This is a genomic window from Pseudomonas sp. SC3(2021) (genome assembly GCF_019856535.1).
GTDB classification, from domain to species: Bacteria; Pseudomonadota; Gammaproteobacteria; order Pseudomonadales; family Pseudomonadaceae; genus Aquipseudomonas; species Aquipseudomonas monsensis.
The window spans coordinates 1,184,658-1,207,083 of sequence record NZ_CP082236.1 but is presented as its reverse complement, the minus strand read 5'-3'; the positions used below and the strand labels follow the sequence as shown (position 1 = coordinate 1,207,083).

The window sequence follows — 22,426 nt, the reverse complement described above, 5'->3', positions numbered from 1 at the left end:
GGGAGAGGGGGCTGATTGGGGGATGCTCCAGAGTTGCGCCGACCTGAAAGTGCTGTGCCGAATCTATAGTCGACACCACACTTTCAGGTCGGTGCATTACCCCAGACAACTCGGTCAGTCCCCTCTTCCTCCGGGAGGGAGAGGGGACTGATTGGGGGATGCTCGGGAGTTGCGCCGACCTGAAAGTGCTGTGCCGAATCCATAATCGACACCACACTTTCAGGTTGGTGTATGACCCCAGACAACTCGGTCAGTCCCCTCTCCCTCCGGGAGAGGGTTAGGGTGAGGGGCTTTTGATCTTCAGGTAATAAAAAGCCCCGCGCTTCTCACGAAGGCGGGGCTTTTCAGTGACGGTGGATCAGAACAAATCGATCGGCGCCTGTTCATCCGCCGGCAGCGGGCTGCCCGGTACGGTGCCGTTGCCCAGTTCATTCACCGAGGGCGGCGTGTCTTCCGACTTGAACAGCTCGAAGTAAGCGCCCGGCGTGCTCGGTGTCGCCGCACGACCGCTGACCGGATCCACCCGCAGGCTGAGGATGCCTTCCGGCTCGGGCTGCACGTGTGGCGGCTTGTCCTTGAGCGCAGCCGACATGTAGTTCATCCAGATCGGCAGGGCCACGGTGCCGCCGAACTCGCGGCGACCGAGGCTTTCTGGCTGGTCGAAACCGGTCCACACCGTGGTCACGTAATCGGCGTTGTAACCGGAGAACCAGGCATCTTTCGATTCGTTGGTGGTACCGGTTTTGCCGGCGATATCGCTGCGACCCATGGCCAGCGCGCGGCGACCGGTGCCGAGCTTGATCACGTCCTGCAGCATGCTGTTGAGAATGTACGTGGTGCGACCATCGACGATCCGCTCAGCCACTGCCGGCGCTTGTGGTGCTGCGGCCGCGCCCGGGACTTCACCCGGCGCCGGTGCCGCATTGACGGTGATCGGCTGAGACGCCGGCGCGGCAAAGCCATCTGTGGCCGACACACCCTGCGGCACGGTCGGCGGATTGGCGGCGAACAGCGTGTCGCCGTTGCGACTTTCAATCTTGTCGATGATGTACGGGGTGATCTTGAAGCCGCCGTTGGCGAAAGTGCTCCAGCCGGTCGCGATTTCCATCGGCGTCAGCGTCGCCGTACCCAGCGCCAGCGAGAGGTTCGGCGGCAGGTCCTGCTTGTTGAAACCGAAGCGGGTGATGTAGTCGATGGTCTTGCCCACGCCCATCGCCTGCAGCAGGCGGATCGACACCAGGTTACGTGACTTGTACAGCGCTTCGCGCAGGCGGATCGGGCCGAGGAAGGTGTTGGTGTCGTTCTTTGGCCGCCAGACCTTGTCCAGGTACTCGTCGACGAACACGATCGGGGCGTCGTTGACCAGCGTGGCAGCAGTGTAGCCACTGTCCAGCGCGGCACTGTAGACGAACGGCTTGAAGCTCGAACCCGGCTGACGCTTGGCCTGCAGGGCACGGTTGTAGTTGCTCTGTTCGAATGCAAAGCCGCCGACCAGCGAGCGGATCGCGCCGTTCTGCGGGTCCAGCGACACCAGGGCGCCTTGCGCCTGCGGGATCTGACTGAACTTCAGCGAATTGTCCTTCTGGCGCTGTACGCGAACCAGATCACCGATCTGTGCCACATCCGACGGCTGGCGCGGGGCGGCGCCCATGCTGTTGGTATTGAGGAACGGCCGCGCCCACTTCATGGTGTCCCAGGCGACGTGTTCTTCGCCGGTACGGGTCAGCACTTGCAGGCCATTTTTCTCGACCTGGGTGACGATGGCCGGTTCGAGGCTGCTGATGGTGCGCTGCTTGGTCAGCTCGCTGGCCCAGGCTTCGCGGGTCTTGCCCGGCAGGCGCGATTCGGGACCACGGTAGCCGTGACGCTGGTCGTAGGTCATCAAACCCTCGTGCAGCGCGGTGTTGGCCATTTCCTGCAGATTGCTTGGCACCGTGGTGGTGACGCGGAAACCTTCGGTGTAAGCGTCGCTGCCATAACGACCGACCATTTCGGCGCGGGCCATTTCAGCGATATACGGTGCATTCACTTCCGGGGTCGGCACGTGATAGCTGGCGTTTAGCGGTTCGTTGATCGCGGCGGTGTAGTCAGCCTCGGAAATCTTGCCGAGTTTGTACATGCGCCCGAGGATCCAGTCGCGACGTTCTTTACTGCGCGCCGGGTTGGCCAGCGGGTTGAAGCGTGACGGGGCTTTCGGCAGCCCGGCGATCATCGCCATCTGCGCCAGGCTGACGTCGCGGATCGACTTGCCGTAATACACCTGCGCTGCGGCCTCGATGCCGTAGGCGCGGTTGCCCAGATAGATTTTGTTCACGTACAGCTCAAGGATCTCGTCCTTGGTCAGCTGCCGTTCGATTTGCAGGGCCAGCAGGATTTCGGTGGTTTTGCGCGAGAAGCTGCGCTCGCTGGTCAGGAAGAAGTTCTTTGCCACCTGCATGGTGATGGTGCTGCCGCCGGACTGAATGTGTCCGCTTTTGACCAGTTGGGTCGCGGCGCGCATCAGACTGCTCGGGTCGACGCCATAGTGGTTGGCGAAATTGTCGTCTTCAGCACTTAGTAACGCATTAATGAAATTGGGGGGAATGTCGGCGAAACGGATCGGAGTCCGGCGCATTTCGCCAAATTCTGCGATCAACTTGTTGTCGCTGCTGTAAACCCGCAGTGGAATCTGCAACTGAATGCTTCTCAGCGCCTCCACAGACGGCAAACCCGGACTAAGGTAAAGAAACGCGCCGCTGAGACCTAAAAGCAGTCCGCAGAAAACGGCGACGATGGACCAACCGAAAAATTTCAGCAGACGAATCAAGGCGTTTGGACATCCAGGGCAAAGAATGAATTTGGCGACGGGGTTCCGGCTACACACGGAACGGACCGCGCTGGCAGTAAAAAGCAGAAAAAAACGCTGGGCATTATAAGCACTTTTCTGCTGGGGGCGTCATTTGCGCTTCTGTCAAGACGGGGTGAAGGAACGCAAAGCGTATTACAGAGTCCGTAACTCACGGAAAGTCATAGGGAATTGGTAGTGCTGGGACTCTTCAATAAAAAGGCCAATACGTTACTGGGGATCGACATCAGCTCCACTTCGGTCAAGTTGCTGGAACTGAGCCGTCAGGGTGATCGCTACCGGGTCGAAGCGTACGCGGTGGAGCCGTTGCCCGCGAATGCCGTGGTCGAGAAAAACATCGCCGAACTCGAAGGCGTCGGGCACGCCCTGAGCCGGGTGCTGGTCAAGGCGCGCACCGGGCTCAAGAGCGTGGCCGTGGCCGTGGCCGGTTCAGCGGTGATCACCAAGATCATCGAAATGGATGCCGGACTGTCCGACGACGAACTGGAAAACCAGCTCAAGATCGAGGCCGATCAATACATTCCCTACCCGCTGGACGAAGTGGCCATCGACTTCGAAGTCCAGGGCGTGTCCCCGCGCAATCCCGAGCGCGTCAGCGTGCTGCTCGCCGCCTGTCGCAAGGAAAACGTCGAAGTTCGCGAGGCGGCGCTGGCCCTCGCCGGGTTGACGGCGCGCGTGGTGGATGTCGAGGCCTACGCGCTGGAGCGCTCGTTCGGCCTGCTTGCCACGCAACTGGCGGTGTCCCAGGAGCGTCTGACCGTGGCCGTGGTCGACATCGGCGCGACCATGACCACCCTCAGCGTCCTGCACAACGGCAAGATCATCTACACCCGCGAGCAATTGTTCGGCGGCCGGCAACTGACCGAGGAAATCCAGCGGCGTTATGGCCTGACGGTCGAACAGGCCGGGTTGGCGAAAAAGCAGGGCGGACTGCCCGACGATTACGTCAGCGAGGTCTTGCAGCCGTTTCGCGAGGCACTGGTACAGCAGGTGTCGCGCTCGTTGCAGTTCTTTTTCGCTTCTGGCCAGTACAACGCGGTCGATCACATTTTATTGGCCGGCGGCACGGCCTCGGTGCCGGGTCTGGATCGTTTGATCGAGCAGCGCCTGAACACCCCGACCCAGGTCGCCAACCCGTTTTTCGACATGGCCCTGAGCAGCAAGGTCAACGCCGGGGCCCTGGCCAGTGATGCGCCGGCCCTGATGATTGCCTGCGGGCTCGCGCTGCGGAGTTTCGACTGATGGCGCGGATCAACCTTCTACCCTGGCGCGAGGAGCGCCGCGAAGAGCGGCGCAAACGCTTCCTGCTGGCACTGACCGGCGTGGTGGTCGGCTCGATCGGTGCCGTGTTTATCGCCGATCAGGTCATCAGCGCGGCAATCGACCGGCAAATCGCGCGCAACGACTACATCGGCAAACAGATCGCCGTCGTCGACGAACGGATCAAACAGATCAGTGAGCTCAAGGCCCATCGCCAGCAACTGGTCGAGCGCATGCGCATCATCCAGGATCTGCAGGGCAACCGGCAGGTCAGCGGGCGGATCTTCGATCAGCTGGCGCGCACACTGCCCGACGGCGTGTATTTCACCAAGGTGAAAAGGCTCGGCAAGACCCTCTCCATCAGCGGCGCGGCGGAGTCGAACAACCGGGTGTCCGAGCTGATGCGCAATCTGGATGCGTCCGACTGGTTCGACGCACCGAGCCTGAATGAAGTCAAAGCCACCTCCGCCGATCAGGTGGAACAGTCCAATACCTTTGAACTGACTGTTCGTCAGACCCAGCCGAAAAGTCTGGAGGACGACCAATGAAGCCGTCCGAGTGGCTGGACAGCCTGCGCAATATCGACTTCAACGACTTGGACACGAGCAACATCGGTTCCTGGCCTGGGGCCGTGAAAGCCATCACCGGGGTGCTGTTGATGGTGCTGGTGCTGGCGCTTGGTTATAACTTTTTCATAAGCGACATGCAGAGCCAGCTCGAAGCCAGGCGCGAGGAGGAGACCACGCTCAAAGACCAGTTCGCCAGCAAGGCGCGCCTGTCGGCAAACCTGGAGTTGTACACCCAGCAAATGAAGGAGATGGAGAACTCCTTTGGCGTGCTGTTGCGGCAATTGCCCAGTGACACTGAAGTCCCCGGTTTGCTGGAGGACATCACCCGTACCGGGCTGGGCAGCGGGCTGGAATTCGAAGAGATCAAACTGCTGCCGGAGGTGACGCAACCGTTCTACATCGAGTTGCCGATCCAGATCACCGTGACGGGCGCCTATCACGACCTGGCGACCTTCGTCAGCGGCGTGGCCGGCCTGCCGCGGATTGTCACCTTGCATGATTTCGAACTGGCGCCGGCCAGCCCCGAAGGCGGGCCGAAACTGCGCATGAGCATCCTCGCCAAGACCTACCGCTACAACGACAAGGGGCTGCAGAAATGACCCCGATTCGTAATCTGGTCTTGCCGGTGGCGCTGCTGGCCTTGAGCGGCTGCGGGGGCAGCAGTGACTTCAGCGACCTCGACGCCTACATGAATGAAGTGCGCCTGCGTCCGCCGGGCAAGATTGAACCAACGCCGACATTCCGGTCTTACCCCACATTCACCTACAGCGCTGCCAATCTGCGCAGTCCGTTTTCCCGTCAGGTGCGGGTTGACCTGGCGGGACAGAAGCAGGGTTCGCGCAACGTCAAACCCGACCCCAATCGGGTCAAGCAATACCTCGAAGGTTTCAACATCGAGCAGTTCGAGATGGTCGGCACCATTGCCAATGCCTCTGGCTCTTTTGCGCTGTTGCGCGGGGCGGGCGGTGTGCATCGGTTGAAGGTCGGCGATTACCTGGGGCGCAACGACGGCCGCATCGTGGCCATCAGCGCGACCCAGGTCGATGTGGTCGAAATCGTTCCCGACGGTCAGGGCGCCTGGCTGGAACGACCACGCACCATTCCTTTGAAAGTGCACTCATAGTGGAAGTCGAACAATGAACAGGATTTTCTCCACCCTCGGTTTTTCGCTATGGATAGCGCTGATGTCGCCGATGGTACTCGCTGCCAACCTGAAGGCGCTGGACGTGGCGGCATTGCCGGGCGACCGCGTCGAACTGAAGTTGTCGTTCGACGGCCCGCCACCGCAGCCCAAGGGCTACACCACCGAGTCGCCGGCGCGCATCGCTGTGGATTTGCCCGGTGTCGCCAGTCAGTTGGCGAGCAAAAATTTCGATCTGGGCAGTGGCAATGCGCGCACTGCCACGGTGGTCGAGGCCAAGGACCGGACGCGGCTGATCGTCAGCCTCACGCAGTTGGCGCCCTATAACACGCGAGTGGAGGGCAATACTCTGTACGTGGTGGTCGGCCAGGGCGCGCCGGTTGCGGCCCCCCGTCCCGCAGCCGCCGTACCCCGTGCGACGACCGTCGCTGCTGCTCCGGCCAAGGCCTTCGTGGCGAAAAGCCGAGCGATTCGCGGTGTCGATTTCCAGCGCGGTACGGCGGGCGAGGGCAATGTGGTCATCGACCTGTCCGACCCGACCATTGCCCCGGATATCCAGGAGCATGACGGCAAGATCATCCTCAGCTTCGCCCGTACTCAGTTGCCGGAGAAACTGCGAGTACGGCTCGACGTCAAGGATTTCGCCACGCCGGTGCAGTTCGTCAATGCCGGGGTGAGCGGTGATCGCACGGTGGTCACCGTCGAACCCGGCGGCACTTACGAGTATTCGACTTTCCAGACCGACAACAAACTGACCGTCAGCGTCCGCCCGATGACGGTCGACGATCTGCAAAAGCGTAATGCCGACCGCAACAGCTACGTCGGCGAAAAGCTCTCGTTGAACTTCCAGGACATCGACGTGCGCTCGGTACTGCAATTGATCGCCGACTTCACCAACCTCAATCTGGTCGCCAGCGACACAGTGCAGGGCGGTATCACCTTGCGCCTGCAGAACGTGCCGTGGGATCAGGCGCTGGATCTGGTGCTGAAAACCAAGGGGCTGGATAAACGCAAGATCGGCAATGTGCTGCTGGTGGCACCCGCCGATGAAATCGCCGCCCGTGAGCGCCAGGAACTGGAGTCGCAGAAGCAGATCGCCGAACTGGCGCCGTTGCGCCGCGAACTGCTGCAAGTGAACTACGCCAAGGCGGCCGACATCGCCAAACTGTTCCAGTCGGTGACCAGCGCCGAAGCGAAAGTCGATGAGCGTGGCTCGATCACGGTCGATGAGCGCACCAACAACATCATTGCCTACCAGACCCAGGATCGCCTCGACGAACTGCGGCGGATTGTGGCGCAGCTGGATATCCCGGTACGCCAGGTGATGATCGAGGCGCGGATCGTCGAGGCCAACGTCGATTACGACAAGAGCCTGGGCGTGCGCTGGGGCGGTTCGATCCAGAACAAGGGCAACTGGAACACGTCCGGGGTCAGTAACGGCAACTCCACCACCATTGGCACGCCGGGCAGCACCAGCACCAACTCGCCGTTCGTCGACATGGGCACGGTCGGCAACACGTCCGGGATCGGCATTGCGTTCATCACCGACAATGTATTGCTCGATCTTGAGCTGACAGCGATGGAAAAAACCGGCAACGGCGAAATTGTCTCCCAGCCGAAGGTGGTCACCTCCGACAAGGAGACCGCGAAGATCCTCAAGGGCACCGAGATTCCGTACCAGGAAGCCAGCTCCAGCGGGGCGACGTCGGTGTCGTTCAAGGAGGCTTCGCTGTCGCTGGAGGTGACGCCGCAGATCACGCCCGACAACCGCATCATCATGGAAGTGAAGGTCACCAAGGACGAACCGGACTACCTGAACAAAGTGCAGGATGTACCGCCGATCAAGAAAAACGAGGTCAACGCCAAAGTACTGGTGAATGACGGCGAAACCATCGTGATTGGGGGCGTTTTCTCAAATACTCAAAGCAAGGTTGTAGATAAGGTGCCATTTCTTGGCGATGTGCCGTATCTTGGCCGCCTTTTCCGGCGTGATGTGGTTTCGGAGAAAAAATCCGAGCTGCTGGTATTTCTCACTCCGCGTATCATGAATAACCAGGCGATTGCTGTGAGTCGTTGATTCTGTGCGAAATTTGATTCTTGTAGGACCGATGGGCGCTGGCAAAAGCACCATCGGCCGGTTGCTGGCCAAAGAGCTGCGCCTGCCGTTCAAAGATTCCGACAAGGAAATTGAACTGCGCACGGGCGCCAATATCCCGTGGATCTTCGACAAGGAAGGCGAGCCCGGCTTTCGTGACCGTGAGCAGGCGATGATCGCCGAGCTGTGCGCGTTCGACGGCGTGGTGCTGGCCACCGGTGGCGGCGCGGTGATGCGTGATGCCAATCGCAAGGCCCTGCATGAGGGTGGGCGAGTGGTGTATCTGCATGCCTCCGTCGAACAGCAAGTGGGCCGCACCTCGCGTGATCGCAATCGGCCGTTGCTGCGCACCGCCGATCCGGCGAAAACCCTGCGTGACCTCCTCGCGATCCGTGATCCGCTTTATCGGGAAATCGCCGATCTGGTGGTGGAAACCGACGAACGGCCACCACGCATGGTGGTGCTCGACATTCTTGATCGCCTCGCGCAGCTTCCACCCCGTTAAAGCATCGCCCGAAATGCGCTATCCTCGGCGTCCTGTCACAGCCCGCCGAGGTTGTGGCGGATGGCGTGCGAGCGGCGTCATACCCGCTACAGGCCGCAGACAACCAATAATTCAGGGCAGGACGCCTGCTTCCATCTTCACTGTGGGGACACATGCAGACACTCAAGGTCGATCTAGGCGAGCGCAGCTACCCGATTCATATTGGCGAAGGTTTGTTGGATCAGCCCGAGCTGCTGGCTCCGCATATCCACGGGCGGCAAGTGGCAATCATCTCCAACGAAACCGTTGCGCCGCTCTATCTCGAACGTCTGACCCGCAGCCTGGCGCAGTTCTCGGTGATCTCGGTGGTGTTGCCCGACGGCGAAGCCTTCAAGAACTGGGAAACTCTGCAACTGATCTTCGACGGTCTGCTGACCGCTCGTCATGACCGCCGCACCACAGTGATTGCCCTCGGCGGCGGTGTTATCGGTGACATGGCTGGTTTCGCTGCGGCCTGTTACCAGCGCGGTGTCGATTTCATCCAGATCCCGACCACTTTGCTGTCCCAGGTCGACTCGTCGGTGGGCGGCAAGACCGGGATCAACCATCCGCTGGGCAAGAACATGGTCGGCGCGTTCTATCAGCCGAACGTGGTGCTGATCGATACCGCTTCCCTGAAAACCCTGCCGGCGCGTGAGCTGTCGGCCGGGCTGGCGGAAGTCATCAAGTACGGCCTGATCTGCGACGAGCCGTTCCTGACCTGGCTCGAAGACAACGTCGACGCCCTCCGCGCGCTGGACCAGAAAGCCCTGACTTATGCGATCGAGCGCTCGTGCGCAGCCAAGGCTGCGGTGGTCGGCGCCGATGAGAAGGAAACCGGCGTGCGCGCCACGCTCAACCTCGGTCATACCTTCGGCCACGCCATCGAGACCCACATGGGCTATGGTGTCTGGTTGCATGGGGAAGCGGTCGCGGCTGGCACCGTGATGGCGCTGGAGATGTCGGCGCGTCTGGGCTGGATCAGCGAACAGGAGCGTGATCGCGGCATTCGTCTGTTCCAGCGGGCCGGTCTGCCGGTGATTCCACCGGAAGAAATGACCGAAGCCGATTTTCTCGAACACATGGCAATCGACAAAAAAGTGATCGACGGTCGTCTGCGCCTGGTGCTGCTGCGCCGGATGGGCGAAGCGGTAGTGACCGCCGATTATCCGAAAGAGGTTTTACAGGCCACGCTGGGAGCGGACTACCGCGCCCTGGCTCAGCTTAAAGGTTAATAAGATTCCGATGACTAGTTTGCATGCCGACGAGGCGTTTCTCGGCCATTTCCAGTTAAGTCACGACCCGTTCGCGCCACGGGTGCCGGGCTTCAAATTCTTCCCGGCCCAGCGCAAGCCGGTGCTCGGGCAGCTGCATCATCTGGCCCGTTACAGCCAGTTGCTGCTGGTGGTCACGGGGCCGCAAGGCAGCGGCAAGACATTGCTGCGCCAGGCGCTGGTCGCCAGCACCAACAAGCAATCGGTGCAAAGCGTGGTCGTTTCCGCCCGTGGCGCCGGTGATGCCGCTGGCCTGTTGCGTCAGGTGGCTCAGGCGCTGGACGTGGCACAAGCCGACGTCGGCGCGATTCTGGCGCAAGTGGTTCAGCTCGCACTGACCGGCCAGGAAGTCTACTTGCTGGTGGATGACGCCGAGCAGCTCGACGAATCCGCCCTTGAAGCCCTGATGGCGCTGGGTGCCGGGGCTCCGGAAGGTCGCCCGCACGTGTTCCTGTTCGGCGAGTCGTCGCTGATCGCGCAACTCGAGGCCTTGCAACTCGAAGAAGAGCGTTTCCACGTCATCGAGTTGCAGCCGTACACCGAAGAAGAGACCCGCGAGTATCTCGACCAACGGCTGGAAGGTGCCGGCCGGGGTGTCGAACTTTTCACCGCAGATCAGATCTCTGATATTCACGAAAGTGCCGAGGGTTGGCCGGGCAACATCAACCAGGTCGCTCGCGATGCTCTGATCGAAGTCATGATTGCCAGCCGCTCTGCGGTCAAGCGTCCAAGTATGGGGTTCAACATGCCGAAGAAACACGTATTGGCGATTTCCGCCGTCGTTGTGGTCGCGGTCGCCGCTGCCTGGCTGATGCCGGGTCGCAACAAGGCGCCAACCACCGGCGCTCCTGCCAATGAACAGGCACAGTTGCCATTGGGGCAGGGTGCCAATGGCGGCGCGCCGAACGTCGAGTTCGCCGGCAATACGCAGCCGATGCCGTTGCCGCTGGTCGGCAACTCGCAACCGGTGATGCGTGGTCCGTTGGCTGAAGCCGCGGGTGGCATCACTGAAGGTGACGACGGCGTGCCGGTCGAAGGCTCCAGCGCGACGCCGCCGACCGTCACCACTTCCGCACCGCCTGCGGGTGTTCCGGCAGGTCCTGCGCCAACGCCGGTGCCTGTCCCGGCGGCCAAGCCTGCTCCGGCGCCGACTCAGGTCGCCACCGCGAAGCCTGCTCCGGCAGCGCCAGCGGCGAAACCGGCTCCTGCGCCGGCCAAGCCTGTAGCGGCCGCCAAACCGGCCGAGAAGCCGGTTACCGTGGCCAAAGCAGCCGGTGGCAGTTGGTACGCCGGTCAGCCGACCAGTAACTACGTGGTGCAGATCCTCGGCACCAGCTCTGAAGCGGCCGCGCAAAACTTCGTCAAGGAGCAGGGCGGCGAGTACCGTTATTTCAAGAAAGTTCTCAACGGCAAGCCTCTCTACGTGATCACCTACGGCAACTTCGCCAATCGTGATGCAGCCGTTTCTGCCATCAAGGCCTTGCCAGCGAAGGTTCAGGCTGGTAAACCTTGGCCTCGCACTGTCGCCAGCGTCCAACAGGAACTGGCAACAACTCGCTGAAGATTCGGCGGCCTTACCCAGGCCGCCTCTCCAAGCACCTCAAAATTTCTACGAGTGCGCGCTTCCTTCCAGGTCGCGTGCCTTGTGGTGTCTGCGTCACAGTAGTCTTTGAGTCGTTGCGGTCAAAATTAAAAAAGTTTTGACTAGCACAGCAGATCGCTTTAAACCTTTCACAAATGCGACATGAATTTGCGACATTTCGTCGTCAAATTTGTGAGCCTCTGTGTCGCTGTGTACAATGACCACCCTTTTGCCCCCGCTAAGCCGGCGTACGTTCGGCGCAGGATGCAAGTGGTTGAATTGAAAAGAAATTTGCCTCGAAAAGAGGCAGCCTGGTGAGAAAGTGTCTATGAAAGCAGGTCTGTACCAACCAGATGAATTCAAGGATAACTGCGGTTTCGGCCTGATAGCCCATATGCAGGGCGAACCCAGTCATACCCTTTTGCAAACGGCCATCGAGGCCCTGACCTGCATGACCCACCGCGGTGGGATTAATGCCGACGGCAAGACCGGTGACGGTTGCGGTCTGCTGATTCAAAAACCTGATGCGTTCCTGCGAGCCATTGCCCAGGAAGCCTTCAGTGTCGAGTTGCCCAAGCAATACGCGGTGGGCATGGTTTTCTTCAACCAGGATCCGGTCAAGGCCGAAGCCGCTCGCGAGAACATGAATCGCGAGATCCTCGCTGAAGGCCTGCAACTGATCGGCTGGCGCAAAGTGCCAATCGACACCAGCGTCCTCGGCCGCCTGGCCCTTGAGCGTCTGCCACAGATCGAGCAGGTGTACATCGGCGGCGAAGGCCTGAGCGATCAGGACATGGCGGTCAAGCTGTTCAGTGCCCGTCGTCGTTCGTCGGTGGCCAACGCCGCCGACACCGACCACTACATCTGCAGCTTTTCGCACAAGACCATCATCTATAAAGGCCTGATGATGCCGGCCGACCTGGCCGCGTTTTATCCAGACCTGAGTGACGAGCGCCTGCAAACCGCAATCTGCGTGTTCCACCAGCGCTTCTCCACCAACACCCTGCCGAAATGGCCGCTGGCTCAGCCATTCCGCTTCCTCGCCCACAACGGCGAGATCAACACCATTACCGGTAACCGCAACTGGGCCCAGGCCCGTCGGACCAAGTTCACCAACGATCTGATGGATCTGGAAGAGCTCGGCCCGCTGGTCAACCGTGTCGGTTCCGACTCCTCGAGCATGGACAACATGCTCGAACTGATGGTCACCGGTGGCATCGACCTGTTCCGTGGCGTGCGGATGATCATTCCGCCGGCGTGGCAGAACGTTGAAACCATGGACCCGGACCTGCGTGCGTTCTACGAGTACAACTCGATGCACATGGAGCCGTGGGACGGCCCGGCCGGCGTGGTCATGACCGACGGTCGCTACGCGGTGTGCCTGCTCGACCGTAACGGTCTGCGTCCGGCGCGCTGGGTCACCACCCAGAACGGTTTCATCACCCTCGCCTCGGAAATCGGCGTGTGGGACTACAAACCGGAAGACGTGATTGCCAAAGGTCGTGTCGGCCCTGGCCAGATCTTCGCCGTGGACACCGAAACCGGGCAGATCCTCGACACCGATGCGATCGACAACCGTCTGAAGTCCCGTCATCCGTACAAGCAATGGCTGCGCAAGAATGCCCTGCGTATTCAGGCAACCATGGAAGACAACGACCACGGTTCGGCGTTCTACGACGTCGATCAGCTCAAGCAATACATGAAGATGTATCAGGTCACGTTCGAGGAGCGCGATCAGGTCCTGCGTCCGCTCGGCGAACAAGGCTACGAAGCCGTGGGCTCGATGGGCGACGACACGCCGATGGCCGTGCTGTCGCAACGTGTGCGCACGCCGTACGACTACTTCCGCCAGCAGTTCGCGCAGGTCACCAACCCGCCGATCGACCCGCTGCGGGAAGCGATCGTGATGTCGCTGGAAATCTGCCTCGGTGCCGAGCGCAACATTTTCCAGGAATCGCCGGAACACGCCTCGCGCGTGATCCTCAGCTCGCCAGTGATCTCGCCGGCCAAGTGGCGCTCGCTGATGAACCTCGACCGTCCGGGTTTCGAGCGGCAGATCATCGACCTCAACTACGAGGAAAGCGTCGGCCTCGAAGCGGCGATCCGCAACGTCGCCGATCAGGCCGAAGAAGCCGTGCGCGCCGGCCGGACCCAGATCGTCCTGAGCGACCGTCATATCGCGCCGGGCAAACTGCCGATCCATGCCTCGCTGGCCACCGGCGCGGTGCACCACCGCCTGACCGAAAAAGGCCTGCGCTGCGATTCCAACATCCTCGTTGAAACCGCCACCGCCCGTGACCCGCATCACTTCGCGGTGCTGATCGGTTTCGGCGCCTCGGCGGTGTATCCGTTCCTCGCCTACGAAGTGCTGGGTGACCTGATCCGTACCGGTGAAGTGCTGGGCGACCTCTACGAGGTGTTCAAGAACTACCGTAAAGGCATCACCAAAGGCCTGCTGAAGATCCTGTCGAAGATGGGCATCTCGACCATCGCTTCGTACCGTGGTGCGCAGCTGTTCGAGGCCATCGGCCTGTCCGAAGAAGTCTGCGAGCTGAGCTTCCGTGGCGTGCCGAGCCGCATCAAGGGTGCGCGTTTCGTCGACATCGAAGCCGAACAGAAAGCACTGGCCACCGAAGCCTGGAGTCCGCGCAAGCCGATCCAGCAGGGCGGTCTGCTGAAGTTCGTTCACGGTGGTGAATATCACGCGTACAACCCGGACGTGGTCAACACCCTGCAAGCCGCTGTGCAGCAGGGCGACTACGCCAAGTTCAAGGAATACACCTCGCTGGTGGACAACCGTCCGGTGTCGATGATCCGTGACCTGTTCAAGGTCAAGACCCTCGACACACCGCTGGACATCAGTGAAATCGAACCACTGGAATCGGTGCTCAAGCGCTTTGACTCCGCCGGTATCTCGCTGGGCGCCCTGTCGCCGGAAGCGCACGAAGCGCTGGCCGAAGCCATGAACCGCCTCGGCGCGCGTTCCAACTCCGGCGAAGGCGGCGAAGATCCGGCGCGCTACGGCACCATCAAGAGCTCGAAAATCAAGCAGGTCGCGACTGGCCGTTTCGGCGTGACCCCGGAATACCTGGTCAACGCTGAAGTGCTGCAGATCAAGGTCGCCCAAGGCGCCAAACCGGGCGAAGGCGGGCAACTGCCGGGCGGCAAAGTGAACGGGCTGATCGCCAAGCTGCGTTATGCAGTGCCGGGCGTGACCCTGATTTCGCCGCCGCCGCACCACGACATCTATTCGATCGAAGACTTGTCGCAGCTGATCTTTGACCTGAAACAGGTCAACCCGAAGGCACTGGTGTCGGTGAAACTCGTGGCTGAAGCGGGCGTCGGCACCATCGCCGCCGGTGTGGCCAAGGCCTACGCGGACCTGATCACCATCTCCGGCTACGACGGTGGCACCGGCGCTTCGCCGCTGACCTCGATCAAATACGCTGGCGCTCCGTGGGAACTCGGTCTGGCTGAAACCCACCAGACTCTGCGCGGCAACGACCTGCGCGGCAAAGTCCGGGTGCAGACCGACGGCGGCCTGAAAACCGGCCTCGACGTGATCAAGGCTGCCATCCTCGGCGCCGAAAGCTTCGGCTTCGGTACTGCGCCGATGATCGCCCTGGGCTGCAAATACCTGCGCATCTGCCACCTGAACAACTGCGCCACTGGCGTCGCGACGCAGAACGAGAAGCTGCGCAAGGATCACTACATCGGCACCGTCGACATGGTGGTGAATTTCTTCACCTACGTCGCCGAAGAAACACGTGAGTGGCTGGCCAAGCTTGGTGTGCGCTCCCTCGAAGAACTGATCGGTCGCACTGATCTGCTGGAAATCCTCGAAGGCCAGACCGCCAAGCAACATCACCTGGACCTGACCCCGCTGCTGGGCAGCGATCACATCCCGGCGGACAAACCGCAGTTCTGCGGCGTTGAACGCAACCCGCCATTCGACCAGGGCCTGCTGGCCGAAAAAATGGTCGAGATGGCCTCGTCGGCAATCAACGACCTCAGTGGTGCCGAGTTCGACCTGGATATCTGCAACTGCGACCGTTCGATCGGCGCACGGATCTCCGGCGAAATCGCCCGCAAGCACGGCAACCAGGGCATGGCGAAAGCGCCAATCACCTTCCGCTTCAAGGGCACTGCCGGGCAGAGCTTCGGCGTGTGGAACGCCGGCGGTCTGAACATGTACCTCGAAGGCGATGCCAACGACTACGTCGGCAAAGGCATGACCGGTGGCAAGCTGACCATCGTGCCGCCGAAGGGCAGCGTTTATAAGACTCAGGAAAGCGCCATCATCGGCAACACCTGCCTGTACGGCGCCACGGGCGGCAAGCTGTTCGCCGCCGGCACCGCAGGCGAGCGTTTTGCCGTGCGTAACTCCGGTGCCCACACGGTTGTGGAAGGCACTGGCGATCACTGCTGCGAGTACATGACCGGTGGTTTTGTCTGCGTTCTGGGCAAGACCGGTTACAACTTCGGCTCTGGCATGACCGGTGGTTTCGCCTACGTGCTCGACCAGGACAACACCTTCGTTGACCGGGTCAACCACGAACTGGTGGAAATCCAGCGGATCAGCGGCGAGGCGATGGAAGCCTATCGCAGCCACCTGCAAAACGTGCTGAACGAGTACGTCACCGAAACCGACAGCGAGTGGGGTCGTGAACTCGCCGAAAACCTCGATGACTACTTGCGCCGTTTCTGGCTGGTCAAGCCGAAGGCTGCCAACCTGAAATCGTTGCTTTCCAGCACTCGTGCCAACCCGCAGTGATATGCGCCTGAAGAGTTTGATGAGGTTTTAACAATGGCTGAACGTCTGAATAACGACTTCCAGTTCATCGATGTCGGGCGCAAAGATCCGAAGAAGAAACTGTTGCGTCAACGCAAGAAAGAGTTCGTCGAAATCTACGAACCGTTCAAACCCCAGCAGTCGGCCGATCAGGCCCACCGCTGCCTGGGTTGCGGCAACCCGTATTGCGAATGGAAGTGCCCGGTGCACAACTTCATTCCCAACTGGCTGAAGCTGGTCGCCGAGGGCAACATCCTGCAGGCCGCCGAGCTGTCGCACCAGACCAACACCCTGCCGGAAGTCTGCGGCCGGGTGTGCCCACAGGATCGTCTGTGCGAGGGTGCCTGCACCCTCAACGACGGTTTCGGTGCGGTAACCATCGGTTCGGTCGAGAAGTACATCACCGACACCGCGTTCGCCATGGGCTGGCGCCCGGACATGTCCAAGGTCAAACCGACCGGCAAGCGTGTCGCGATCATCGGCGCGGGCCCGGCGGGCCTCGGTTGTGCCGACGTGCTGGTGCGTGGCGGCGTAACCCCGGTGGTGTTCGACAAGAACCCGGAAATCGGCGGTCTGCTGACCTTCGGCATCCCCGAGTTCAAGCTGGAGAAGACCGTGCTGAGCAATCGTCGCGAAGTCTTCACTGGCATGGGCATCGAGTTCCGTCTGAACACCGAAGTCGGTAAAGACGTGACCATGGAACAACTGCTCGCCGAATACGATGCAGTGTTCATGGGCATGGGCACCTACACCTACATGAAGGGCGGTTTTGCCGGTGAGGACCTGCCGGGCGTCTATGACGCACTGGACTTCCTGATCGCCAACGTCAATCGCAACCTGGGCTTTGAAAAGTCGCCGGAAGATTTCGTCGACATGAAAGGCAAAAAGGTTGTGGTGCTGGGCGGCGGCGACACGGCGATGGACTGCAACCGTACGTCGATCCGTCAGGGCGCCAAGTCGGTGACCTGCGCGTATCGTCGTGACGAAGCGAACATGCCCGGCTCGCGCAAAGAGGTGAAGAACGCCAAGGAAGAAGGCGTGAAATTCCTCTACAACCGCCAGCCGATCGCCATTGTCGGTGAAGACAAGGTCGAAGGCGTGAAGGTGGTCGAGACCCGTCTCGGCGAACCGGATGCCCGTGGCCGTCGCAGCCCAGAGCCGATCCCGGGTTCCGAAGAGATCATCCCGGCGGACGCCGTGGTTATCGCTTTCGGCTTCCGCCCTAGCCCGGCGCCGTGGTTCGAGCAGTTCGAGATCCAGACCGACAGCCAGGGCCGCGTTGTGGCGCCTGAGCAAGGTCAGTACAAGCACCAGACCAGCAATCCGAAAATCTTTGCCGGTGGCGACATGGTGCGCGGTTCCGACCTGGTGGTGACGGCGATCTTCGAAGGCCGCAATGCCGCCGAAGGGATCCTCGATTACCTGGGCGTCTAAACCCGGATCCTGAGTCAAAAGCAATAACCCTGTGGGAGCGAGCTTGCTCGCGAAAGCGGTGGATCAGCCAACAGCAATGTTGAATGTGAAGCCCTCTTCGCGAGCAAGCTCGCTCCCACAGTTGTTTCTCGGTGTTGCTGAGAACGCATTTCCAACGCAATAAATTGACCCGATAGACAAAAGGCTGACCTGCATCCGTGCCTTTTGCGTCGCGCTCTGAGAAAATGCCCGCACTTTTTTTCCGGATGCCGACATGACTGCCCTGAAGAACGACCGTTTCCTCCGCGCCCTGCTCAAGCAACCCGTTGACGTCACCCCGGTGTGGATGATGCGCCAGGCCGGCCGCTACCTGCCGGAATACCGCGCCAGCCGTGCCCACGCCGGTGACTTCATGAGCCTGTGCATGAATCCGGAATTCGCCTGCGAAGTCACCCTGCAACCGCTCGACCGCTATCCGCAACTGGACGCGGCGATCCTGTTTTCCGACATCCTCACTATTCCCGATGCGATGGGCCAGGGCCTGTACTTCGAGACTGGTGAAGGGCCGCGTTTCAAGAAAGTCGTCAGCACCCTGGCGGACATCGAAGCGCTACCGATCCCTGATCCGCACAAGGACCTCGGCTACGTGATGGACGCGGTCAGCACCATCCGTCGTGAGCTGAACGGGCGCGTGCCGCTGATCGGTTTCTCCGGCAGCCCGTGGACCCTGGCGACGTACATGGTTGAAGGCGGCTCGTCGAAAGACTTCCGCAAGACCAAAGCGATGCTCTACGACAACCCGCAAGCCATGCACTTGCTGCTGGATAAGCTGGCGCAGTCGGTGACCTCGTACCTCAACGGCCAGATCATGGCCGGCGCGCAAGCGGTGCAGATCTTCGACACCTGGGGCGGCAATCTGTCGGCGGCGGCGTATCAAGAGTTCTCGCTGGCCTACATGAAGAAAATCGTCAGCGGCCTGATCCGCGAACACGACGGTCGCAAGGTGCCGGTGATCCTCTTCACCAAGAACGGCGGCCTGTGGCTGGAAAGCATCGCCGAGGCCGGCGCTGACGCCCTGGGCCTGGACTGGACCTGCGACATCGGCAACGCCCGCGCCCGCGTCGGCGACAAGGTCGCACTGCAAGGCAACATGGACCCGACCGTGCTGTACGCCAAACCGGAAGCGATCCGCACTGAAGTCGGGCGCATCTTGGCCAGCTACGGCAAGGGCAGTGGGCATGTGTTCAACCTTGGCCATGGCATCACGCCAGAGGTTGATCCGGAACATGCCGGTGCGTTCCTGCGCGCGGTGCATGAGCTGTCGGCGCAGTATCACGAGTGATCGCCACACCATAAAAAACGCCCGGCTTATGCCGGGCGTTTTTGTTTCCACGATTCAACGTCGGACACAGATGAAATGTGGGAGCGAGCTTGCTCGCGAAAGCGGTGGATCAGCAACTTTTGCATCAACTGACACAACGCCTTCGCGAGCAAGCTCGCTCCCACATTGGGTTTTGTGTCAGGCTTTTACACCGCCGAGCGGCGGCAACTTCGCCAGCTTCAACGCCACCAGTAGCGCGATCAGCAACAGTGAGCCTATAAACAGACCAATCCCGTTCCAGCCACCCAAATGCCAGAACACCCCGCCTGCCGTCCCGGCAATGCTCGACCCCGCGTAATAACTGAACAGATACAACGACGACGCCTGCCCCTTGGCCTTGGTCGCGCGTCGGCCGATCCAGCTACTCGCCACCGAGTGCGCGCCAAAGAAGCCAAAGGTGAAAATCAACATGCCGACAATCACCAGCAACAGCGGCGTAAACATCGTCAAGGCAAGGCCGGCAAACATCAGCGCAATCGTCGCCCACAACACTTTGCGCCGCCCCAGTTTGTCCGCGAGTGAACCGATTTTCGCCGAACTGTAGATGCCCGACAGATACACCACCGACAACAATCCAACGAACACCTGATCTAGGTTGTACGGCGCGGCCAGCAAGCGATAGCCAATGTAGTTGAACAGCGTGACGAACGCGCCCATCAGCACGAATGCTTCAAGAAACAGCAGCGGCAGACCGGCATCGCGAAAATGCATGGTGAAGCCGTCGAGCAAACTGCGCGGGTGCAGCGAGCGCGAGCGGAAGTTGCGCGACTCGGGGAGGATCTTCCAGAACACCGCCGCCGCGATCAACGCCAGACCGCCAATCACCAGCATCGCCGTGTGCCAGCTGACGAAGTCGATCAATACCCCGGTGATCAACCGCCCGCTCATCCCGCCAATCGCGTTGCCGCCGATGTACAAACCCATCGCCAGGCCTATGTGTTGCGGATGGATCTCTTCACTCAAATAAGTCATCGCCACCGCTGCCAGTCCGCTGAGCGACAGCCCGATCAGCGCGCGCATGATCAGCACACCTTCCCAACTCGGCATCATTGCACTGGCCATGGTGCACAGCGCCGCTGCGAACAGCGCAGTCACCATCACCGGTTTGCGCCCGACCCGATCAGAGATCGGTCCGGTGATCAGCAGGCCGATGGCGAGCATGCCGGTGGCCACCGAAAGAATCAGGCTGCTCTGTGCCGCGTTGATCCCGTATTCGTGGGACAGCAGCGGCATCATTGGCTGCACGCAGTACAGCAGGGCAAAGGTCGCGAACCCGCCGCTGAACAGCGCCAGTACCGTGCGCATGAACATCGGCGTGCCTTTTTCGATGTAGATCTCTTGCAGTTCGGCGACGACATCGTCCGCCGCAGCAGGCGGGACTTCGTGGGCAAGGGGTGCGACAGCAGTTTTCACATCAGACCTCGGGGTGCACGGCCAGGCAGGCAATGAAAAAATCATATAGCTGGCTAATGTTTCTATCCAATATATTGTTCGACCTGTTTGATAGCTTTAACGACCTAATGAGGTGTTCATGGAATTGCGTCACCTGCGCTACTTCATCGCCGTTGCCGAAGAGCTGCATTTCGGCCGCGCGGCACAGGTGCTGGGTATTTCCCAGCCACCGCTGAGCCAGCAGATTCAGGCGCTGGAACAAGAGGTCGGTGCACGATTGTTCGAGCGGACCAATCGTCGGGTCGAACTGAGCGAAGCCGGCAGATTGTTTCTGGAGGAAGCGCGGCTGGTGCTGGCGCAGGTCGACAAAGCGGCGGATGTCGCAAGACGTGCGCAATTGGGGGAGCTGGGCGAATTGAAGATCGGCTTTACCTCATCGGCGCCGTTCAACTCGACGATTCCCCAGGCGATCTTTGCCTTTCGCCAGCGTTTTCCGGCGGTGCACCTTAACCTTCGTGAGATGAGCAGCACGCAAGTCGCCGAAGGGCTGGTGGATGAGTCGATCGAGGTCGGCATCATGCGTCCGCTGGGCCTGCCGGATTCGCTGAGTGTGGTGGAGCTGATGCGTGAGCCGCTGGTGGCGGTGCTTGGCTCCAAACATCCGCTGGCGCAGGGCAGCGAGGAAGGGCTTTTCCTTTCGGCGCTGGCGCTGGAGCCGTTCGTGTTCTTTCCGCGCAGCTACGGCAGCGGGCTGTATGCGCAACTGCTGAGTCTGGCGCGTGATGCCGGATTCAGCCCGCACTTCGCCCAAGAGGCCGGAGAGGCGATGACCATCATCGGTCTGGTCGCGGCGGGGCTGGGGGTTTCGGTGTTGCCGGCGTCCTATCAGCGGATGCGCATTGAAGGCGTGGTCTATCGACCGCTGCTTGATCCGGAGGCGGTGTCGGCGGTGTGGCTGGTGCAGCGCAAGGACCAGAAATCGCCGATGGCCAAGGCGTTTGTCGACCTGCTCACGCGCAAGGTTGAGCCTTCAATTGGGTAATGGCGGCTGGCCGCTTGGTGAGCAAGCCCGCTCCCATGCAGTTGGAGCCGTGGCGGATGAGTGCCTTGCTCAAGGACGTGCTAAGCGGCGTCAAGGGGTCCATTTTCCAGTTGGTCAGCCTCTTGTCTGTCAGGTATCTCGGCGATCAAAGGCCGCTTTTGCCCCGTCTGCACGCGGATATTGTCACCAGGCGCTGTAGTCCGTGTCGGTGAAGGTAGCGAAGCGAGGGCGCAGGCATCTACACTCGGTCATTCTTTGATACACGGAGGTTTTGTCATGCGGCGCGTGGTGTTCAATCAGAAAGGTGGCGTGGGCAAATCCAGCATTGCCTGCAATCTGGCGGCGGTCAGCGCCAGCGAGGGTTATCGCACGCTGTTGGTGGATCTCGATGCCCAGGCCAACTCCACTCAATATCTGACAGGGCTCACCGGCGACGACATCCCGATGGGCATTGCCGATTTCTTCAAGCAGACGCTGTCATCGGGGCCGTTTTCGAAAAAGAATCAGGCCGACATCTACGAAACCCCGTTCGATAATCTGCATATCATCACCGCCACCGCTGAACTGGCCGACCTGCAGCCCAAGCTCGAGGCCAAGCACAAGATCAACAAGCTGCGTAAGTTGCTGGATGAATTGTCCGAGGATTACGACCGGATCTACCTCGATACGCCACCGGCGCTGAACTTCTACGCGGTATCGGCGCTGATTGCTGCGGATCGCGTGCTGATCCCCTTCGATTGCGACAGTTTCTCGCGTCAGGCGCTATACGGGCTGATCGCGGAAATCGAAGAGCTGAAAGACGACCACAATGAAGGCCTGGAGGTCGAAGGCATCGTCGTCAACCAATTCCAGGCCCGGGCGAGCCTGCCCCAGCAGATTCTCGATGAGTTGATTGCCGAAGGTTTACCGGTGTTGCCGGTGTATCTGAGCAGTTCGGTACGCATGCGCGAATCGCACCAGGCCAGCATGCCGCTGATTCACCTCGACCCGAAACACAAACTGACGCAGCAGTTCGTTGAGCTGCACAACTTGCTCGAAGACCACTGATCTCTTGGGCTACGCAGATCCCCTGTAGGAATGAGCCTGCTCGCGATGGGGTCCTTTCAGCCAACACTTG

General features: G+C 60.7%; 15 protein-coding genes. 13 read left to right on the top strand and 2 right to left on the bottom strand.

Going from position 1 to position 22,426, the window contains the following annotated elements:
• Positions 1–358 precede the first annotated feature (358 nt).
• Positions 359–2,803: a penicillin-binding protein 1A gene (locus K5Y35_RS05285; RefSeq protein WP_409202052.1), complete on the bottom strand. Its 2,445-nt coding sequence runs from the start codon at positions 2,801–2,803 to the stop codon at positions 359–361.
• Between the two features lie 219 nt (positions 2,804–3,022).
• Between K5Y35_RS05285 and K5Y35_RS05280 the strand changes: the two genes are divergently transcribed.
• The 11 genes from K5Y35_RS05280 to hemE all read left to right on the top strand — a co-directional run bounded on the left by K5Y35_RS05280 (position 3,023) and on the right by hemE (position 18,836).
• The gene (locus K5Y35_RS05280; protein ID WP_123470753.1) at positions 3,023–4,087 is read left to right on the top strand and encodes a pilus assembly protein PilM; all 1,065 of its coding nucleotides are present in this window, start codon (positions 3,023–3,025) and stop codon (positions 4,085–4,087) included.
• Complete coding sequence (locus K5Y35_RS05275; RefSeq protein WP_123470754.1) at positions 4,087–4,653, top strand: PilN domain-containing protein; 567 nt, start codon at positions 4,087–4,089, stop codon at positions 4,651–4,653. The genes K5Y35_RS05280 and K5Y35_RS05275 overlap by 1 nt, the downstream gene beginning before the upstream one ends.
• Positions 4,650–5,273 carry a type 4a pilus biogenesis protein PilO gene (gene pilO, locus K5Y35_RS05270; protein ID WP_123470756.1) on the top strand — a complete coding sequence of 208 codons (624 nt, stop codon included), beginning with the start codon at positions 4,650–4,652 and terminating at the stop codon, positions 5,271–5,273. The genes K5Y35_RS05275 and pilO overlap by 4 nt, the downstream gene beginning before the upstream one ends.
• Positions 5,270–5,797, top strand: coding sequence for a pilus assembly protein PilP (locus K5Y35_RS05265; RefSeq protein ID WP_222833825.1), 528 nt, complete (start codon positions 5,270–5,272; stop codon positions 5,795–5,797). Before pilO ends, K5Y35_RS05265 begins: the two co-directional genes overlap by 4 nt.
• Positions 5,798–5,810: 13 nt before the next feature.
• Complete coding sequence (pilQ, locus tag K5Y35_RS05260) at positions 5,811–7,892, top strand: type IV pilus secretin PilQ (protein WP_222833824.1); 2,082 nt, start codon at positions 5,811–5,813, stop codon at positions 7,890–7,892.
• A gap of 4 nt (positions 7,893–7,896) precedes the next feature.
• Positions 7,897–8,415 (top strand): shikimate kinase AroK, encoded by a 519-nt coding sequence (aroK, locus tag K5Y35_RS05255; protein ID WP_045122260.1) that lies wholly within the window; start codon positions 7,897–7,899, stop codon positions 8,413–8,415.
• A gap of 152 nt (positions 8,416–8,567) precedes the next feature.
• A complete protein-coding gene (aroB, locus tag K5Y35_RS05250) occupies positions 8,568–9,668 on the top strand; it encodes a 3-dehydroquinate synthase (protein WP_123470762.1) in 1,101 nt (366 codons plus the stop codon).
• Between the two features lie 10 nt (positions 9,669–9,678).
• A complete protein-coding gene (locus K5Y35_RS05245; RefSeq protein ID WP_123470763.1) occupies positions 9,679–11,268 on the top strand; it encodes an AAA family ATPase in 1,590 nt (529 codons plus the stop codon).
• A gap of 349 nt (positions 11,269–11,617) precedes the next feature.
• The gene (gltB, locus tag K5Y35_RS05240) at positions 11,618–16,063 is read left to right on the top strand and encodes a glutamate synthase large subunit (RefSeq protein WP_222833823.1); all 4,446 of its coding nucleotides are present in this window, start codon (positions 11,618–11,620) and stop codon (positions 16,061–16,063) included.
• A 33-nt stretch (positions 16,064–16,096) separates the two neighbouring features.
• Positions 16,097–17,515 carry an FAD-dependent oxidoreductase gene (locus K5Y35_RS05235; protein ID WP_007909438.1) on the top strand — a complete coding sequence of 473 codons (1,419 nt, stop codon included), beginning with the start codon at positions 16,097–16,099 and terminating at the stop codon, positions 17,513–17,515.
• 253 nt (positions 17,516–17,768) lie between these two features.
• The gene (gene hemE / locus K5Y35_RS05230) at positions 17,769–18,836 is read left to right on the top strand and encodes a uroporphyrinogen decarboxylase (RefSeq protein WP_083367241.1); all 1,068 of its coding nucleotides are present in this window, start codon (positions 17,769–17,771) and stop codon (positions 18,834–18,836) included.
• Between the two features lie 177 nt (positions 18,837–19,013).
• Here hemE and K5Y35_RS05225 read toward each other — a convergent pair whose 3' ends face one another.
• Positions 19,014–20,288 carry an MFS transporter gene (locus tag K5Y35_RS05225; RefSeq protein WP_222833822.1) on the bottom strand — a complete coding sequence of 425 codons (1,275 nt, stop codon included), beginning with the start codon at positions 20,286–20,288 and terminating at the stop codon, positions 19,014–19,016.
• Between the two features lie 118 nt (positions 20,289–20,406).
• Here K5Y35_RS05225 and K5Y35_RS05220 point away from each other — a divergent pair, with 118 nt between their 5' ends.
• Positions 20,407–21,309 (top strand): LysR family transcriptional regulator, encoded by a 903-nt coding sequence (locus K5Y35_RS05220; RefSeq protein WP_123470769.1) that lies wholly within the window; start codon positions 20,407–20,409, stop codon positions 21,307–21,309.
• A gap of 276 nt (positions 21,310–21,585) precedes the next feature.
• A complete protein-coding gene (locus tag K5Y35_RS05215; protein ID WP_123470774.1) occupies positions 21,586–22,356 on the top strand; it encodes a ParA family protein in 771 nt (256 codons plus the stop codon).
• Positions 22,357–22,426 lie beyond the last annotated feature (70 nt).

Excerpts from the sequence above, each read along its gene's own strand:
- K5Y35_RS05275 (WP_123470754.1), top strand. The coding sequence starts at position 4,087 with ATGGCGCGGATCAACCTTCTACCCTGGCGCGAGGAGCGCCGCGAAGAG.
- pilO (WP_123470756.1), top strand. The coding sequence starts at position 4,650 with ATGAAGCCGTCCGAGTGGCTGGACAGCCTGCGCAATATCGACTTCAAC.
- K5Y35_RS05265 (WP_222833825.1), top strand. The coding sequence starts at position 5,270 with ATGACCCCGATTCGTAATCTGGTCTTGCCGGTGGCGCTGCTGGCCTTG.
- pilQ (WP_222833824.1), top strand. The coding sequence starts at position 5,811 with ATGAACAGGATTTTCTCCACCCTCGGTTTTTCGCTATGGATAGCGCTG.
- aroB (WP_123470762.1), top strand. The coding sequence starts at position 8,568 with ATGCAGACACTCAAGGTCGATCTAGGCGAGCGCAGCTACCCGATTCAT.
- K5Y35_RS05245 (WP_123470763.1), top strand. The coding sequence starts at position 9,679 with ATGACTAGTTTGCATGCCGACGAGGCGTTTCTCGGCCATTTCCAGTTA.
- gltB (WP_222833823.1), top strand. The coding sequence starts at position 11,618 with ATGAAAGCAGGTCTGTACCAACCAGATGAATTCAAGGATAACTGCGGT.
- K5Y35_RS05235 (WP_007909438.1), top strand. The coding sequence starts at position 16,097 with ATGGCTGAACGTCTGAATAACGACTTCCAGTTCATCGATGTCGGGCGC.
- hemE (WP_083367241.1), top strand. The coding sequence starts at position 17,769 with ATGACTGCCCTGAAGAACGACCGTTTCCTCCGCGCCCTGCTCAAGCAA.
- K5Y35_RS05220 (WP_123470769.1), top strand. The coding sequence starts at position 20,407 with ATGGAATTGCGTCACCTGCGCTACTTCATCGCCGTTGCCGAAGAGCTG.
- K5Y35_RS05215 (WP_123470774.1), top strand. The coding sequence starts at position 21,586 with ATGCGGCGCGTGGTGTTCAATCAGAAAGGTGGCGTGGGCAAATCCAGC.